This is a genomic window from Agarivorans albus (genome assembly GCF_019670105.1).
GTDB lineage: Bacteria > Pseudomonadota > Gammaproteobacteria > Enterobacterales > Celerinatantimonadaceae > Agarivorans > Agarivorans albus.
Map to the genome: position 1 here is coordinate 665,455 of NZ_AP023032.1, position 16,235 is coordinate 681,689.

The following is a 16,235-nucleotide window of genomic DNA, read 5'->3' on the forward strand; positions in this document are numbered from 1 at the left end:
AGGAAAATTACAATAATTGCGCGGATCCTTACCGGAGAGACATTGGATGAGCAACGCTCCTGTCGATGCTGGCCGCCGTCGCTTCCTAACCTGGACAACAGCTGTTGTCGGTGGTGTAGGAGCTACGTTTGCCGCAGTACCTTTTATCAGTTCATGGAATCCGAGTGCCAAAGCTAAAGCAGCTGGAGCACCGGTAGAAGTGGATATTAGCAAAATAGAACCTGGACAATTACTACGTGTTGAATGGCGTGGTAAACCTGTTTGGGTGGTTAACCGTCCTCAATCGGTTCTAGATAACCTAAACACCATTGGTGATAGGTTGCGTGACCCCGATTCCGAGGAGCCTCAACAACCCGATTACACAGTCAATGTACACCGCTCAATCAAACCTGAGTTGTTTGTAGGTGTGGGCTTATGTACTCACCTCGGCTGTTCACCCACCTATTTACCTGGCAGCTTTGCTGAGCAAGTTCAAGGTGTTGAATATGGATTCTTCTGTCCCTGTCATGGTTCGAAGTTTGATATGGCCGGACGAGTATTCCAAAGTGTACCTGCACCACTAAACTTGGTTGTTCCTCCACATCACTATGTTGATGAAACCACCATTTTGGTCGGCTTGGACCAGGGAGAGGCATAAGATGAAGGCACTTATCGGTTGGATCGATGAACGGATCCCGTTGACCAAGACCTACAATAAACATGTGGGCCAATACCCAACACCAAAAAACTTTAACTTTTGGTATATTTTTGGCTTTATTGCCATGGTGGTATTAGTTAACCAAATACTTACAGGTATTTGGCTAACTATGAATTACAACCCATCAGGTGATGGAGCGTTTGCCTCTATTGAATACATCATGCGTGATGTGGAATATGGTTGGCTACTGCGTTACATGCATTCCACCGGGGCGTCAGCCTTCTTTGTGGTGATTTATTTGCACATGTATCGTGGTTTGATTTATGGCTCTTACCAAAAACCTCGTGAACTGATTTGGTTGTTCGGGATGTTAATTTTCTTGGTATTGATGGCCGAAGCATTCATGGGTTACTTGCTTCCTTGGGGACAAATGTCTTATTGGGGCGCACAGGTAATTATTTCACTGTTTGGGGCTATTCCGGTAATTGGTGATGACCTAACCCTGTGGATCCGTGGTGACTATGTTATCTCTGGTGCAACCTTAAACCGCTTCTTCGCTTTGCATGTTATTGCATTGCCCTTGGTGTTGGTTATGTTGGTGTTCTTGCACATTGTAGCGTTGCATGAAGTTGGCTCTAACAACCCGGATGGTATCGAGATTAAAGCTAACAAAGATGAGAATGGTTGGCCGAAGGATGGTATTCCTTTCCACCCTTATTTTACGGTTAAAGATTTAGCCGCCATTGTTGGCTTCTTGTTCTTCTTCTGTTGGGTGATGTTCTTCTTCCCAGAAGGAGGAGGGTTCTTCCTAGAGCCGCCAAACTTTGAAGCAGCTAATCCGCTTAAAACGCCAGAGCATATTGCGCCGGTTTGGTATTTCACACCTTTCTATGCAATTTTGCGTGCGGTACCCGATAAGTTACTGGGTGTAGTGATGATGGGCGCATCTATTGCGGTGTTATTTGTATTACCGTGGTTAGACCGCTGTAAAGTGAAGTCAATTCGCTACCGTAGTGTCATACATAAGCTTAACATCGCTCAGTTTGTTATATGTTTTGTGATTCTAGGGGTGCTAGGTGCCTTACCTTCGACCGACCTATTAACTTGGATCGCACGTATCGCAACTGTTGGTTACTTTGGTTATTTCCTACTACTGTGGATTTACAGTAAAAACGAGAAAACTAAGCCAGTTCCAGAAAGGGTGACCAAATGATGAAAAATATTTTTTTAGCATTCGCGTTGCTGGTTCCTAGCTTGGCGTTTGCCGCTGGTTCGACCGTTCCTTTAGACAAAGCGAACTATGACTTAAGTGATAAAGCTTCGTTACAAAACGGCGCGAAGTTGTTTATGAATTACTGTTTTGGCTGTCATAGTGCTCAATACCAGCGTTATAATCGTGTAGCAGAAGATTTAGGTATTCCAATTAAGTTAATGGAAGAAAACTTGATTTTTACCGGGGTAAAACCAGGTGAATTGATGCAAAATGCCATCCAAGAAAAAGACGCTGCTAAGTGGTTTGGTGCGCCAGCTCCAGATTTAACCTTAGTAGCTCGAGTTCGTGGAGCTGATTGGGTATATACCTATTTACGTTCATTTTATGTTGATGAGACGCGTCCATTTGGGGTGAATAACAAAGTATTCCCAAGTGTTGGTATGCCGCATGTATTGCAAGAGTTGCAAGGTGTGCCAAACGCGGTTTATGAAACAAGAATGATTGATGGTGAAGATCAGCAAATCTACGTTGGCATCCAATCAGATGGCAGCGGTGAGATGAGTGATGATGAGTATGACCACGCTGTTTTAGACCTAGTTAACTTTTTAGTTTACTCTGCTGAACCTATTCAGCTAGAGCGTAAACGTCTTGGTTACTGGGTGCTTGGTTTCTTATTCATTTTCTTCATTATTAGTTATCTATTGAAGAAAGAATACTGGCGCGACGTACATTAAGTCTTGAGCTAGTATTTAATTATCGGCAATAGCATTTATGCTGTTGCCGTTTGTGTATTTATTTTAGATGGTTTTTGGAGGATTCAATGGCTGTAGCTGCCAACAAGCGTTCGGTAATGACGCTATACTCTGGTGCTAACGACTTATATAGTCATCAGGTACGTATCGTTTTGGCTGAGAAAGGCGTCAGCGTAGAAATTAATCAGGTAGATCCGGACAACTTACCGGAAGACTTAATTGATTTGAATCCGTACAGCTCTGTTCCAACCTTAGTTGATCGTGAATTGGTGTTGTACCAATCGCAGATCATCATGGAATACTTAGACGAGCGTTTTCCTCACCCACCGCTAATGCCGGTTTACCCTGTGTCGCGTGGTTCAAGCCGCCTTATGATGCACCGCATCAAAAACGACTGGTACACCTTGGTTGCGCAAATTGAAAAAGGTGAGAACGCCGAGGCTGCACGTAAGCAATTAACAGAAAGTCTGTTAAGCATTGCACCGGTTTTTGCTGAAATGCCTTACTTTATGAGTGAAGAATTCAGCTTAGTAGATTGCTACTTAGCACCACTACTATGGCGTTTGCCAACTTTAGGCATCGAGCTTGAAGGTGCGGGTTCTAAAGAAATCAAATCTTATATGATCCGTGTATTCGATCGTGAATCTTTCCAAGCTTCACTGACCGATGCAGAGCGTGAAATTCGCGATGGGTTTTTAGGTTAATGAGTGAAGAGATGACCCCAAATAGGCCTTATTTGCTTAAGGCTTTTTTTGATTGGTTGTTAGACAACGAGTTGACTCCTCACTTGGTGGTGGATGCTACCCAAGCTAACGTGACCGTGCCCAGCCAATTTGTTAATGATGGACAGATTGTTCTAAACATTGCTCCGTCGGCAATTGCGGCCTTTAATATGGACTTACAGCACGTAAGTTTTAGCGCACGCTTTGGTGGTAAACCGTTTCAGGTTTATGTGCCTATGGCAGCCGTTGTCGCGATTTATGCCCGAGAAAATGGTGCAGGTACCGTGTTTGAGCCAGAAGCTGCTTACGAGCAAGTGGAAGAGCTTGAGAGTCAGCCTGAAGATGTTTCGGTGAAAGAGGATACTCCGAAGAAGCCGACACTCACCATCGTAAAATAAAAAAGCGCCGAAAGGCGCTTTTTTGTATCTACTTTAAATTTGTTAGCTGGCTTCTATCAGCTCAAATACTTTAATCACTTTGGCTACGCCTGTCTCGTGGCGGGCAATATCAATCGCTAAGCGTTCTTCTTCTGCGGTAACAAAACCAATGAGAAACACTTCACTGTCTTCGGTAATGACTTTTATCTTACCTGGTGGAAGCTTACTGTCTTCGTAGATCTTAAACTTGATTTTGGTGGTAATCCAAGAGTCATTGCTACGTACACCTAAAGATACAGGTGCTTTAATGCGTACTTCGTTTAGCACTTGTTGTACACCACTTACATCGCGGACAACTTGAGTGATTTTGTTGAAATATTCTTCATTCGGAGTTTGGCCAATGACCAGTACTCTGCCGTTAAGCGCAACCACCGATAGCTTGCTTTCTCGCCAAATATTCTCTTCTTTGCCCAGTTCACTTAGTGCTTGGAGTTCTATCGTTTGGTCATCAAATTGAGTGCCTATGGTGCGCCTATCTGTTGCTGCACCTGCTGCTACTCCGGCACCCACTACAACTGCTCCAGCACAGGCTTGTAGTAGCCCTGCCAAAACAACAACGGTGATGATACGTAACATCCTTTAATCCTCCTGTTGGGGAAACAACGTACGGTCTACTAAATCACATAAACTGTTTAAGGCCAGTAAGTGTACTTCGTTAATGCGTACGCTCTGTTCACCTGGCACTCTAATTTCAACGTCTTGCTCGCTAAGCAGACCGGCCATTTCACCGCCATCTTTTCCGGTTAGCGCAATAATTGTCATGTCGCGGTTTACTGCCGCTTCCATGGCTTTAATTACGTTGCGACAGTTACCTGAATCGGAGATGGCAACAAGTACATCGCCCTGCTGGCCTAATGCGCGAATTTGCTTGGCAAATACTTCGTCAAAGGAGTAATCATTCGCAATGGCACTTAGCACTGAGCTGTCGGTGCTAAGTGCTAAAGCTGGAAGGCTAGGGCGTTCGGTATCAAAGCGGTTAACCAAGTTAGCTGAAAACTGCTGAGCAAGTGCCGCTCCTGCGCTATTGCCTGCAATGAGCAGTTTGTTACCGTTGAGCAATGCTTGAGCGATGATCACTGTAGCTTTTTCGATCGCATCGGGTAGTGCTTCTGCAGCGGCAATCTTGGTTTGTATGCTTTCTCTAAATATTTCTTTGATTCGTTCTTGCATGTTATTCCCCAAACGCGTTCTGAAACCATTCTAGGTAAGGTGCTTGCTCTTGAATAGCAACAACATCAAAACGCATTGCAGTATCAAATTGGTTCAAATTTTTTTGTTGTAAATAGTGTTGTGCGCTAAGCAGTATACGGTGCATTTTGTGCTGGTCGACCGCTGCAGCCGCTCCGCCATGGCTAAGGCTTTTGCGGTATTTAACTTCCACAAAAACCCAGGTGTCGCCCTGTTTACAAATTAGGTCTATCTCGCCGCGGCGGCAATGATAGTTTTGCTCAATCAGCCGTAAACCCTGCTTGCTTAGATAGCTAGCCGCTTGCTGCTCTGCAGCTTGCCCTTTATTCAATATCTTGGTCTTGAAGCGTGTTAGCTTGGATTTCCAAGGGAACCAGTTGGCCATCTTTATATTGAGTCCACGTGAGTTGTCGTATCACTAAACCTTGTTGGTTAACACTGAGTTTTCCGGTTAAACCATTTAGCTGATAGTCTGAATAGCCGCGCATTTGAGCTAGTTGACTAATTAGCGAGTAGGCATCATAACCCAAAGCGTACAAACGTTTCTGCGAGTCTGAAGAGCTAGGCCAAAGCTGCTGATGGCGAATCGCATTTACCGACTGTTGCTCTAATATCCAAGGCATCTCGCTGATGTAGATGCCGTCTAACTCGTTTTCGCTGGTTTCATCATTTTTGTCGTAGCTGCGCGAGCTGGCATATAAGCGTGGGCTTACTGCAAATGGGCTTACGGTTACATCAATAAACGCCTTAATTAGCTTAGTTTCAGTATTGTTGCCCACCAAATACAGAGAGTTTGCATCGCTTCTAGAGCGTACTTCAGCTTCTAAATCCTGTCCCAAAATCTGCTTGAACTGGCTAATACGCTGCTGGCTCATATCGGTATGTAACAATTTACGTACTGCGCGCTGTAGATCGTTGCGGTTAGCGTAGTAGATAACATCTACAGGAGAGCTAGAAAGGGTTTGCCATTCTTCTGTAAATGACTCAGCCATGCGCTTGCCCAAGCTGCTTTGTGGGGCTAACAGCAGTGGATTTTGCTCTTCACGTTGCGCCATAAACTGAGCGGCTTGTTTGGCTTCATCCTCAGGCGAGAGTGGGAAGAAAAACTGTTGCTCCTGTTCACCAGCTTGCACATCGTTAAGAGCGAACACTGGCTGGGTTGGAGCAAGGTTTAATAAACTGCGTAACTGCGATTTTAATAGCGGCCCAACGATGAAATCGATTTGGTCTTGCTCAAGCTGGGGATAGAGCGTTTCCATTGCTTGGGATTGGGTATCGTAAAACACCAATTCGGTATCACTGGAAAACTCTGTTTGGCTATCTAAGAAGGCAGATACTAAACCGTCTTTTACCGCCAAACCGTTATTTTGGTATTTACCACTTAACGGCAGCAAAACTGCAACTTTTTGTGGCGTATAAGGAGTAATGCTTAGCGCTTTCGCTAGGTCACCAGCTACATAATCTAGCGCTGGGTGAGCTGGATATTCGGTTTTCCAAGTTTGTAGTTTAGCTACCAGTTTCTCCGGTGATTGCTTGGGTTCGTTACTTATCGCAACAATTTCTAACCAGCCGTTGCGTAATTCGTTACCTGGCTGCTGAAAGCTGCGAAGAGTAAACGCGGTAAGCGGTTTAAGCAGTTGCCATATGGTTTGATGGTTTGCTTCTCGGGCTTCTTCTGATAGATAACGGTCTAACTCGATAAAAGCGCCAGAAGCAGCTAAAGGATTATTTTGTTTTTGATAAATGTTGCCGCGGGCTTGGAAATAGGCGTACCAATAGTCATCGGGTAGTTGCCAGGCTGGGTCAAAATCTAATAATGCTAAAGCCGGGGTGTATTGGCCTTGAAGCTCCAAAGCGTAGGCGCTTACTAAGCGCAAGCCTGCCCCACGTTGTACCGTGTTTGCTTGTTTATTTAAGGATGTGGTTACAGCATCACCAGCTTGGAACATGCCTTGTTGGTAGTATGCCTTAGCTGCAAGGAGCTCCCATTCAAAGGTTTGCTCTACTGGCGCAATGCTAGCCTGATCCAAATAAAACTCTGCATTATGTTCAGGCGCAACAGCAATAGAAGGAAGGTCTATAGCAACAATAGGCGGCTTGGTTGGGCCACTACTACAGGCTGCGAGCAAAAGCATAAGGCTTAAACTGAGATAACGTAGCGCTGAGATCAGGTTATGTTTCAAGGTTTATACCACTAGTATTGATTAGTTAGTGCATATATTAAGAGCCAAACGCTAAATAATCTACAATCGAAGTGGTGAAAGATTGAGGCAAGTGAGGCTTTTGATTAAAGTAGAGGCCGTTTTTATCAGAGGTGAGTTTATGTCAGCCATCGGTACTCTTTATATTGTAGCCACTCCTATCGGCAATTTAGCAGATATCACACAGCGTGCTATTCAAGTGCTAAAGGATGTGTCGATGATTGCAGCCGAAGATACGCGCAACACTGGCCGGTTATTGAGTCATTATGAAATTGGTACTCGCTGTGTGGCAGTACACGATCATAACGAGCAACAAAAAATAGCTTGGTTAGAGCAGCAAGTGCTAGATGGGAATGACATTGCGTTAGTCTCCGATGCAGGAACGCCACTGATTAATGATCCCGGCTACCACCTAGTTAATGCGTTTCGCGCTAAAGGCTACCCGGTTGTGCCGTTACCCGGCGCTTGCGCGGCTATTGCTGCATTGTCGGTAGCGGGTTTGCCTACAGATAGGTTTTTGTACGAAGGATTTTTACCAGCAAAAACCAAAGCACGCCAAGAGCGATTAGACGAACTTCGTCAAGAAACTCGCACAGTAGTGTATTACGAATCGCCTCACCGTATCTTAGATAGCCTCGCCGACATAGTTAGTTGCTTAGGGGAAGGTAGGCAAGTGGTGCTTGCTCGCGAACTAACTAAAACCTTTGAAACCATTAAATCATTGCCCGTTGCAGAGCTGCTTGCTTGGGTTAAAGCCGACCCCAACCAACAAAAAGGGGAGATGGTACTAATTGTGGCCGGTTACCAAAAAGACAGTGAGCTGTTACCGGTAGATGCCTTAGATACGCTTAAGTTATTGCAAACAGAGTTGCCACTAAAGAAGGCCGCAGCACTTACCGCTAAAATTTACGGTTTAAAGAAAAACGCCCTTTATGACTACGGACTAAAGCACGGCGAATAAGCGCTATTCTTGCTGATAATTGTTTGCTATAGTCCGCCACCGGAGTTGGCTAGGCAATCGCTGCTTCGTCGTTGTGCGCTCTTTCGGGAGTGGCAGACGGGCGAAGGGGAGGAAAGTCCGGGCTCTATAGGGTAGGGTGCCAGGTAACGCCTGGGGGGCGCGAGCCCACGACAAGTGCAGCAGAGAGAAGACCGCCGATGGCTCCTTGGAGTACAGGTAAGGCTGAAAGGGTGCGGTAAGAGCGCACCGCGCGTCTGGTAACAGTATGCGGCGAGGTAAACTCCACCCAGAGCAAGGCCAAATAGGCCCCCTTAAGGCGCGACCCGCGTTGGGGGCGGGTAGGCTGCTTGAGCCATTAAGCGATTAATGGCCTAGACGAATGATTGTTCACGACAAAACCCGGCTTATCGGCCAACTCCCTTTTTATTAAAGCCCTGTTGTTTAGCAACAGGGCTTTTTCAATTCAATCACACAATTCGTACTCACTACCTTTTTAATGCCTCCAGTTCGCTATTCCTCAAAATTAATATGACATTAAATTTTAATTATTTTTTGGCCAAAAGTAGCGTGGCCGCTTTGTATATCAAGTCTTTAGGCTTTTCTTTATTTGGGTTGGTGGAATTTTGTTCATTTTCTTGCTCAAGGTCGCTTGCAAAGGGCGAGACTCGTCCTTAAACTTAGTGAATTGTGGGATAAAGTGGATCATAGTGGATCTGTTTGCCCAACAACTGAATTAATTAGGGATAAATGGGGAATTAACACTGATGTTACGCGGCGCTAGCTCAATCAACTTAGACGCGAAGGGACGCATGACTATGCCGACCCGATATCGCGAGTGGTTGATGGAAGAGTGTCACGGTCAATTGGTGTGCACCATTGATATAAATCATCGCTGTTTACTGCTTTACCCTTTAGCTGAATGGGAAGAAATTGAGCGTAAACTCAAACGTTTATCTAGCATGAACCCGGCTGAGCGTCGTTTGCAACGCTTGCTATTGGGTTATGCCGATGATTGCGAGATGGACAAAAATGGTCGTTTGTTAATTCCACCTCCGTTGCGTCAACACGCAAGTTTGGAGAAAAAAATAATGCTGGTTGGCCAGCTCAACAAATTTGAGCTGTGGTCAGAAGAGCAATGGCAGCAACAAATTGCTGCAGATATAGCCCTAGAAGAGGACGTTGATATGTTAACTGATAACCTAAAAGATTTTTCGCTTTAGTATGAGTACTGAATTTGTTCACACCTCGGTACTGTTACAAGAGTGTATCGACGGCCTAGCCATTAAAGAAGATGGCATTTACGTGGATGGCACCTTTGGCAGAGGTGGGCACAGTCGCGCTATTTTACAGCAACTAGGTCCTAAAGGACGTTTGATTGCTATTGACCGTGACCCTCGCGCAATTGAAGCCGCTAAGCAGTTTGCCGACGACCCTCGTTTTCAAATTGTTCATGGCCCTTTTTCTGGCATTGAACAATACATTACAGAGTTGGGTCTAGCGAAAAAAATTGATGGCGTATTGCTGGATTTAGGCGTGTCGTCCCCGCAACTTGATGACGCTGAGCGTGGATTTAGCTTTTTGCGCGATGGCCCTTTAGATATGCGAATGGATACTTCGCAAGGACAAACTGCCGCTCAATGGCTAACTCATGCCGCGGAAGAAGACATTGCCTGGGTGATTAAAACCTTTGGCGAAGAGAAGTTTGGAAAACGAATTGCTCACGGGATTGTGAATGCCCGTGAAGAGACGCCTCTTACTAGCACTTTGCAGCTGGCCAAAATTATTGATGAAGCCTGCCCTGTTAAAGATAAATACAAACACCCAGCGACTCGCAGCTTTCAAGCTATTCGTATTTATATTAACAGCGAGTTAGATGAAATAGACACAGCCTTGCTCGGCGCCATGAATAGTTTAGCGACCGATGGCCGTTTAGCGGTGATTAGTTTTCATTCTTTAGAAGATCGTATGGTGAAGCGCTTTATTAGAAAGCAAGAAAAAGGCCAGCAGTTTCCTAGAGGCTTGCCGCTTACTGAAGAGCAGTTAGCTAGCGGACGTTATCTAAAGAGTATTGGCAGGGCGATAAAACCTAGCGCAGCAGAAATTGAAGTAAACCCGCGCTCACGTAGCTCGGTGTTGCGGGTAGCAAAACGTTTGTAATGGACGAGGTTAGCCGCCAGCCCAATTTATTGCGGGCGATTTTGAAAGATGTGTGGCGTAACAAGCAGCACTTTTTGTTGTTAGTGGCTGCGGTGGTTTCGGCCTTTTGTGTGGTGTGGACAACTCACCACACCAGAATGTTTGTCGAACAACGAGAATCATTAATGATGAGCCGGGATGCACTCAATGTTGAATGGCGACATTTATTAATAGAACAAAATGCGCTGGCTGAACACAGCCGCGTAGAGAGCATAGCTAAAAAGCGTTTAGATATGCACCGACCCAAAATTGAAGAACAAGTGGTAATCACAAACTAATGAATGCTAAGGCAAATAAACAAGGACTGTTCATCCACTGGCGCTTTGTGCTAGTGATGGCAGTGGTTTGCTTAGTGTTTACTGCATTGGTGAGTCGTGCGGCTTATATTCAAGTTATTGCACCGGATAAGCTTATTTATGAAGGTGACTTACGCTCGATTCGCACCAAAACTGGCTATGCAGAACGTGGTGTAATTACTGACCGTTTAGGAAACGAGCTAGCCGTGAGTGTACCAGTGCGCGCTATTTGGGCCGATCCTAAACATGTGGCAGACCAAAATAGTTTAGCAAATCGTGATGCTTGGGCGGCCTTGGCTAAAGTATTAGATACCGACGTAGATAGCTTGCAACAACGAGTTAGCAATCCGAAACGTCGTTTTGTTTATTTACAGCGTCAAGTGAGTGCGGCAGTTGCTGATTATGTTACCAAACTCAAAATTAAAGGGGTTTACTTAAAACCTGAATCCCGTCGTTTTTATCCTACCGGCGAAGTGAGTGCTCACCTTGTTGGCTTCACTAATATCGATGACCACGGCTTAGAAGGTATTGAGCGTAGCTATGACGACTGGCTTACTGGTGAACCGGGTAAGCGTAAAGTACGCAAAGACCGCTTAGGTCGCGTAGTTGAAGATCTGGATGTTATTCATCAAGCCAAACAAGCGCAGAATATTGCTTTAAGTATTGACCAACGGATTCAAGCAATCGCTTATCGTGAGCTCAAAAAAGCCGTCACCGAGACCAAAGCTACGTCTGGCAGTGTGGTCGTGTTAGATATTGAAACTGGTGAAGTATTAGCTATGGCTAATAGCCCGTCTTTTAATCCTAACAATCGTAACGAGTTTCAAAGTTATCGCTATCGTAATCGTGCAATAACCGATAGCTATGAACCGGGCTCTACGGTTAAGCCACTATCGGTTATTGCGGCGCTTGAGCGCGACCATATTCGTTCAAACAGTATGATTAACACCAGCCCTGGTTGGATGCAGATTGGCGGGCGTAGAGTTCGAGATTCGCGTAACTACGGTGAAATTAGTTTAACCAAAGTCATTCAAAAATCGAGCAACGTTGCCACTAGCCAATTAGCCCTAAAAGTGGGCGTAGAGGGGATGCTTGATACATTTTACGATGTGGGTTTTGGTAACGATGCTGGTTTAGGTTTAGTCGGCGAATCGGGCGGTCAAATGCCGCAGCGTCGCCGTTGGTCAGATTTTGAACTAGCTACCTTGTCATTTGGCTATGGCTTAATGGTTACTCCTCTGCAACTCGCCCAAGCTTACGCAACGATGGGAGCTGGTGGAGTATTTCGACCAACATCCATCATTAAGTTACAGCAGCCAGCAACAGGCGAGAGAGTGTTTGAGCAAAACAAAGCACAAGCTGTATTGGAGATGATGGAATCGGTTATTCAAGATGGTGGTACCGGGCAGAAAGCCGCAGTACCTGGTTATCGTGTAGCCGGTAAAACTGGTACCAGCCGTAAAGCGGTTCGTGGTGGCTATGGTGATGATTACGTTGCTATTTTTGCAGGTGTTGCTCCAGTGAGTAACCCTAAACTTGCCATTGCTGTATTTGTTAATGAACCACAAACCGACCGCTATTATGGCGGCGATGTTGCTGCTCCAGTTTTCTCGAAAGTGATGCAAGGCGGATTACAGTATTTAAATGTTGCCCCCGATGACAATACCAGCCAAGTGGTACAGCTAAATGGAGGCAATAATGGTGAAACCTAGTTTGTCTACATTGTTAGCGAAATTTTCGGTAACGGTTGCCCCAGACATCGGCTTTAACCACCTCTCTCTAAATAGCAGAGAGATTGAGCAAGGCGATATATTTGTTGCGGTTAAAGGCCACCAAGTTGATGGTCGTAACTATATTGATTCAGCGATTAGTGCTGGAGCTGTGGCGGTACTTGCTGATGCGGATGATGAAAAATCTCATGGTCAAATAGTATGGCACAAGCAAGTTGCCTGCATTTACTTTTGGCGCTTGAACCAACAGTTATCACAACTGGCGTCAGCGGCCTATTTCCCAGACGGCAATCCGCTTACTTTAGTCGGTGTTACTGGTACCAACGGCAAAAGCACTGTAACCCATTTAATTGCTAACTTGGCAAAGCTAAGTGGCATTCGTGCTGCAGTGATGGGAACATTGGGTAATGGTGAGCCAGGTAAGCTGGTTGCGAGTGAAAACACCACTGCTGACGCGATTACTATTCAGCGCCAGCTTTGTGAAATGAATCAGCAAGGTTATGAACTAGTCGCTATGGAAGTATCGTCGCACGGTTTGGTGCAGCAGCGAGTGGCGAGTGTGCCATTCAAGGTTGCTATATTCACTAACCTTAGCCGAGACCACCTTGATTACCATGGCAGCATGGCTGAGTATGGCCGCGCGAAACAAGCCTTATTTAACTGGCCAAGTTTAGAATGTCGTTTAATCAATGCCGATGATGGTTTTGGCAAGCAGTTGCTACAGCACTATCCAAGTGCTCAATCTTTGTCGCTAGAAGATAGCACTGCTGATTGGCAAATCGCTAACCTGCAGTTCAGCGAGTTAGGGGCAAGCGGTTATTTGTTTAGCCCACAAACAAGGCATGAAAAGCTTACTTTTAAGAGTCCGCTTTTAGGGCGTTTTAATGCTGATAATTTACTAAGTGCTATAGCTTGTTTGCAGTTCTTAGGTCTTCCATTAGAAAGTTTACTTACTCAGTTACCTGCTCTTAGCGCGGTACCTGGTCGAATGGAGTTATTTGCCGGTAAACGTTCGGTGGTGGTTGATTACGCGCATACGCCTGACGCCTTAGAAAAAGCCTTAACAGCCCTGCGCCAGCATTGTAGCGGCGAGCTTATTTGTATTTTTGGTTGCGGCGGCGACAGAGATAAGGGTAAACGGCCTTTAATGGCAGAAATAGCCGAGCGCTTGGCAGACCAAGTTATTGTTACCGACGACAACCCTCGTTTTGAAGATCCTCAAACGATTACCGACGATATATTGCTTGGCTTTAATCAAGCTGAAGCCGTAACCATTATTCACGATCGCTGTGAGGCGATTGCACATGCGCTTACGCACTCTCGTGATAAAGATATTATTTTGGTGGCTGGTAAAGGCCATGAAAGCTATCAAATTATTGGTGCTGAAGTGCGTGACTATGATGAACGCGCAGTCGTTAAGCAGCTAGTGGGGGCTAAAGCATGATTGCCTTAAGCCTTAACGAACTCACACAAGCCTTAGATGCTCAGCTAGTGGGCGATAGTTTAATTATTCAGTCAATTAGTACTGATACTCGCGAGCAGATGTCTCAAGCCTTGTTTATTGCTTTGGTGGGTGAGCGATTTGATGCTCATAACTACGCCCAACAAGCTATTGAGCAAGGCGCAACTGCGCTGCTAGTCGAGCGTGAATTAGCACTTGATGTGCCTCAGTTGTTAGTTAAAGACACCCGTTTAGCGCTCGGACAACTAGCCAGTTATGTAAGAGAGAAGTTGGCGTTAAGTTGCTGCGCCATTACTGGTAGCAATGGTAAAACCACGGTGAAAGAAATGACCACGGCCATTTTGTCACAGGGTTTCGAGGTATTAGCCACCAAAGGCAATTTTAACAACGATATTGGGGTGCCTTTATCGCTGCTTCGCGCGACCGAGATGCATCAGTTGGGTGTATTAGAGTTAGGCGCAAATCATATCGGTGAAATTGCCTACACAGTGAGCTTGGTAAAACCCAAGGTTGCCTTAATCAATAATGTATCTGCTGCGCATATTGAAGGCTTTGGCTCTCAAAACGGCGTGCTGAAAGCTAAATCTGAGTTATTTGGCGAGCTGGGTGCTGAGCAGTTAGCGCTGTGTGAGTACCAATCTAGCTATCAAGAGTACTTAGATGAAGTAGCTCGTCCGGCTAAAATTGGGCATTTTTCTTTAGATAACGTTAATGCCGATTATTATGCCAGCGCTATTGAGTCTCTAGGTTTAAGTGGCAGCCGTTTTGTATTGCACACGCCAAACGGTGAGGCGCTTATCCAAATTAATTTGGCGGGCGAGCACAATGTTAAAAATGCTGTCGCTGCGGCTGCGCTTTCGTTGAATATGGGAGCCAAGCTAGAGCAAGTAAGCCAAGGCTTGGCACAATTAGATAAAGTGCCGGGTCGGGTGAACGTACAATCGTTAAATAACAGCGTCCAGCTAATTGATGATAGCTATAACGCTAACCCGGCGTCATTTAATGCGGCTATCAATATTTTGGCCAATTTTGAAGGTAAGCGCTTCCTTATCGCTGGAGCCATGGGGGAAATGGGACAGCAAACTAAACAGGTGCATAACGACTTAGTTAAACGGGCACTTGACAGTGACATCAGCTTGTATTCTTATGGCGCGTCTTTTGACGAAGTGCTGACCGAAATCGGTCGGTCTTCACTCGGTTTCGACAGCCATGAAGTGCTTTGTGAGCAGCTTATCACAGCCTTAGAAGCGCAACATTCTCCGTGTCTTGTGTTGGTTAAAGGGTCTCGTTCGACCCACATGGAAAAAGTCGTTAAACAGTTACAGCAATATTATAAAAAGGGTTTGGAATGTTAGTTTGGTTAGCGGAATATCTGCAGCAATACTTTAGTGGATTTTCGCTATTTGGGTATTTAACCTTTAGAGCAATTGTCAGCATTTTGACCGCCTTAGTCTTTGGACTATGGATGGGGCCAAAGCTTATTCGTCGCTTACAGTTGTTACAAATTGGTCAAACCGTGCGTAACGATGGGCCAGAATCTCACTTGAGCAAGTCGGGTACTCCCACAATGGGCGGTGTGCTGATTATTGCCTCGGTGTTTTTGTCTACCTTATTATGGGCGCGTTTAGACAACCCCTATGTATGGGTGATGTTATTTGTATTTGGTAGCTATGGCGCAATTGGCTTTGTTGATGACTACCGCAAAGTTATCCGTAAAGACCCTGCGGGCTTAATTGCCCGTTGGAAGTATTTTTGGCAATCAGTTGTTGCGCTAATTGTTGCGGTTTATCTATTCTGGAGTTCTGACTCTGCGGCTCAAACCCAACTGGTGTTGCCGTTTATCAAAGACATTATGCCGCAATTAGGCTGGCTATTTATCCCTCTCACATATTTGGTCATTGTAGGCAGTAGCAACGCCGTTAACCTAACGGACGGCTTAGATGGCCTAGCGATAATGCCAAGCGTGATGGTGGCATCAGCCTTTGCTCTCGTTGCCTACTTAACCGGCCACGTAAACTTTTCAAGCTACTTGTTTATCCCTTATATCCCACAAGCCAGTGAGCTAGTGGTGGTGTGTACCGCCATGGTGGGAGCAGGATTAGCCTTTCTTTGGTTCAATACCTACCCAGCTCAAGTATTTATGGGCGATGTCGGTTCGCTAGCCCTAGGCGCAGCATTGGGCGCTGTAGCTGTATTGGTTCGCCAAGAGTTGTTGCTGGTGATTATGGGCGGCGTATTTGTGATGGAAACGGTTTCGGTAATTCTGCAAGTAGGCTCGTATAAGTTACGTGGACAGCGCATTTTCCGAATGGCGCCGATTCACCACCATTATGAGCTTAAAGGGTGGCCAGAGCCTAGAGTAATCGTGCGCTTTTGGATCATTTCATTAATTTTGGTTTTGATTGGCTTAGCCACCCTTAAGGTGCGTTAGGCGAGCTGT

Annotated in this window: 17 protein-coding genes and 1 other RNA gene; 14 read left to right on the plus strand and 4 right to left on the minus strand. The window is 45.5% G+C overall.

The features are described from left to right. The first annotated feature begins 46 nt into the window (after positions 1–46). From petA to K5620_RS03240, 5 genes are all read left to right on the plus strand, one after another. Positions 47–637 (plus strand): ubiquinol-cytochrome c reductase iron-sulfur subunit, encoded by a 591-nt coding sequence (petA, locus tag K5620_RS03220; RefSeq protein WP_016400763.1) that lies wholly within the window; start codon positions 47–49, stop codon positions 635–637. Position 638: 1 nt separating this feature from the next. After that, a complete protein-coding gene (locus K5620_RS03225) occupies positions 639–1,850 on the plus strand; it encodes a cytochrome b (RefSeq protein ID WP_016400764.1) in 1,212 nt (403 codons plus the stop codon). Continuing rightward, on the plus strand, positions 1,850–2,584 hold the full coding sequence (locus K5620_RS03230; RefSeq protein WP_040306950.1) for a cytochrome c1: 735 nt from the start codon (positions 1,850–1,852) through the stop codon (positions 2,582–2,584). The genes K5620_RS03225 and K5620_RS03230 overlap by 1 nt, the downstream gene beginning before the upstream one ends. Before the next feature lie 86 nt (positions 2,585–2,670). Then, entirely contained in the window at positions 2,671–3,306 is a 636-nt protein-coding gene (gene sspA / locus K5620_RS03235; RefSeq protein WP_016400766.1) for a stringent starvation protein SspA, read from the plus strand. A gap of 11 nt (positions 3,307–3,317) precedes the next feature. Further along, complete coding sequence (locus tag K5620_RS03240) at positions 3,318–3,722, plus strand: ClpXP protease specificity-enhancing factor (protein ID WP_152780617.1); 405 nt, start codon at positions 3,318–3,320, stop codon at positions 3,720–3,722. A gap of 42 nt (positions 3,723–3,764) precedes the next feature. Here K5620_RS03240 and dolP read toward each other — a convergent pair whose 3' ends face one another. The 4 genes from dolP to K5620_RS03260 are packed head-to-tail and all read right to left on the minus strand — an operon-like array spanning position 3,765 to position 7,132. Next, positions 3,765–4,337, minus strand: a complete 573-nt coding sequence (gene dolP, locus K5620_RS03245; protein ID WP_016400768.1) for a division/outer membrane stress-associated lipid-binding lipoprotein — start codon at positions 4,335–4,337, stop codon at positions 3,765–3,767. Between the two features lie 3 nt (positions 4,338–4,340). After that, positions 4,341–4,931, minus strand: coding sequence for a D-sedoheptulose-7-phosphate isomerase (locus K5620_RS03250; protein WP_016400769.1), 591 nt, complete (start codon positions 4,929–4,931; stop codon positions 4,341–4,343). Position 4,932: 1 nt separating this feature from the next. Continuing rightward, positions 4,933–5,280 (minus strand): YraN family protein, encoded by a 348-nt coding sequence (locus K5620_RS03255; RefSeq protein ID WP_246612310.1) that lies wholly within the window; start codon positions 5,278–5,280, stop codon positions 4,933–4,935. Then, the gene (locus K5620_RS03260; RefSeq protein WP_040306931.1) at positions 5,273–7,132 is read right to left on the minus strand and encodes a penicillin-binding protein activator; all 1,860 of its coding nucleotides are present in this window, start codon (positions 7,130–7,132) and stop codon (positions 5,273–5,275) included. Before K5620_RS03260 ends, K5620_RS03255 begins: the two co-directional genes overlap by 8 nt. Before the next feature lie 139 nt (positions 7,133–7,271). On the opposite strand from K5620_RS03260, the gene rsmI reads away from it, so the two are divergent. The 9 genes from rsmI to mraY all read left to right on the plus strand — a co-directional run bounded on the left by rsmI (position 7,272) and on the right by mraY (position 16,226). Next, positions 7,272–8,111 carry a 16S rRNA (cytidine(1402)-2'-O)-methyltransferase gene (gene rsmI / locus K5620_RS03265; RefSeq protein ID WP_016400772.1) on the plus strand — a complete coding sequence of 280 codons (840 nt, stop codon included), beginning with the start codon at positions 7,272–7,274 and terminating at the stop codon, positions 8,109–8,111. Positions 8,112–8,152: 41 nt separating this feature from the next. Further along, an RNA gene (gene rnpB / locus K5620_RS03270) (RNase P RNA component class A) lies at positions 8,153–8,534 on the plus strand. 341 nt (positions 8,535–8,875) lie between these two features. After that, a complete protein-coding gene (gene mraZ / locus K5620_RS03275; protein ID WP_016400774.1) occupies positions 8,876–9,331 on the plus strand; it encodes a division/cell wall cluster transcriptional repressor MraZ in 456 nt (151 codons plus the stop codon). 1 nt (position 9,332) lies between these two features. Beyond that, a complete protein-coding gene (gene rsmH, locus K5620_RS03280; RefSeq protein ID WP_016400775.1) occupies positions 9,333–10,268 on the plus strand; it encodes a 16S rRNA (cytosine(1402)-N(4))-methyltransferase RsmH in 936 nt (311 codons plus the stop codon). Further along, the gene (gene ftsL / locus K5620_RS03285) at positions 10,268–10,585 is read left to right on the plus strand and encodes a cell division protein FtsL (RefSeq protein WP_016400776.1); all 318 of its coding nucleotides are present in this window, start codon (positions 10,268–10,270) and stop codon (positions 10,583–10,585) included. Before rsmH ends, ftsL begins: the two co-directional genes overlap by 1 nt. Next, complete coding sequence (locus K5620_RS03290; protein ID WP_016400777.1) at positions 10,585–12,315, plus strand: peptidoglycan glycosyltransferase FtsI; 1,731 nt, start codon at positions 10,585–10,587, stop codon at positions 12,313–12,315. The genes ftsL and K5620_RS03290 overlap by 1 nt, the downstream gene beginning before the upstream one ends. Next, positions 12,302–13,777 carry a UDP-N-acetylmuramoyl-L-alanyl-D-glutamate--2,6-diaminopimelate ligase gene (gene murE / locus K5620_RS03295; RefSeq protein WP_016400778.1) on the plus strand — a complete coding sequence of 492 codons (1,476 nt, stop codon included), beginning with the start codon at positions 12,302–12,304 and terminating at the stop codon, positions 13,775–13,777. Before K5620_RS03290 ends, murE begins: the two co-directional genes overlap by 14 nt. Then, on the plus strand, positions 13,774–15,150 hold the full coding sequence (locus K5620_RS03300; protein ID WP_016400779.1) for a UDP-N-acetylmuramoyl-tripeptide--D-alanyl-D-alanine ligase: 1,377 nt from the start codon (positions 13,774–13,776) through the stop codon (positions 15,148–15,150). The genes murE and K5620_RS03300 overlap by 4 nt, the downstream gene beginning before the upstream one ends. Further along, a complete protein-coding gene (gene mraY / locus K5620_RS03305) occupies positions 15,144–16,226 on the plus strand; it encodes a phospho-N-acetylmuramoyl-pentapeptide-transferase (protein ID WP_016400780.1) in 1,083 nt (360 codons plus the stop codon). The genes K5620_RS03300 and mraY overlap by 7 nt, the downstream gene beginning before the upstream one ends. Positions 16,227–16,235 lie beyond the last annotated feature (9 nt).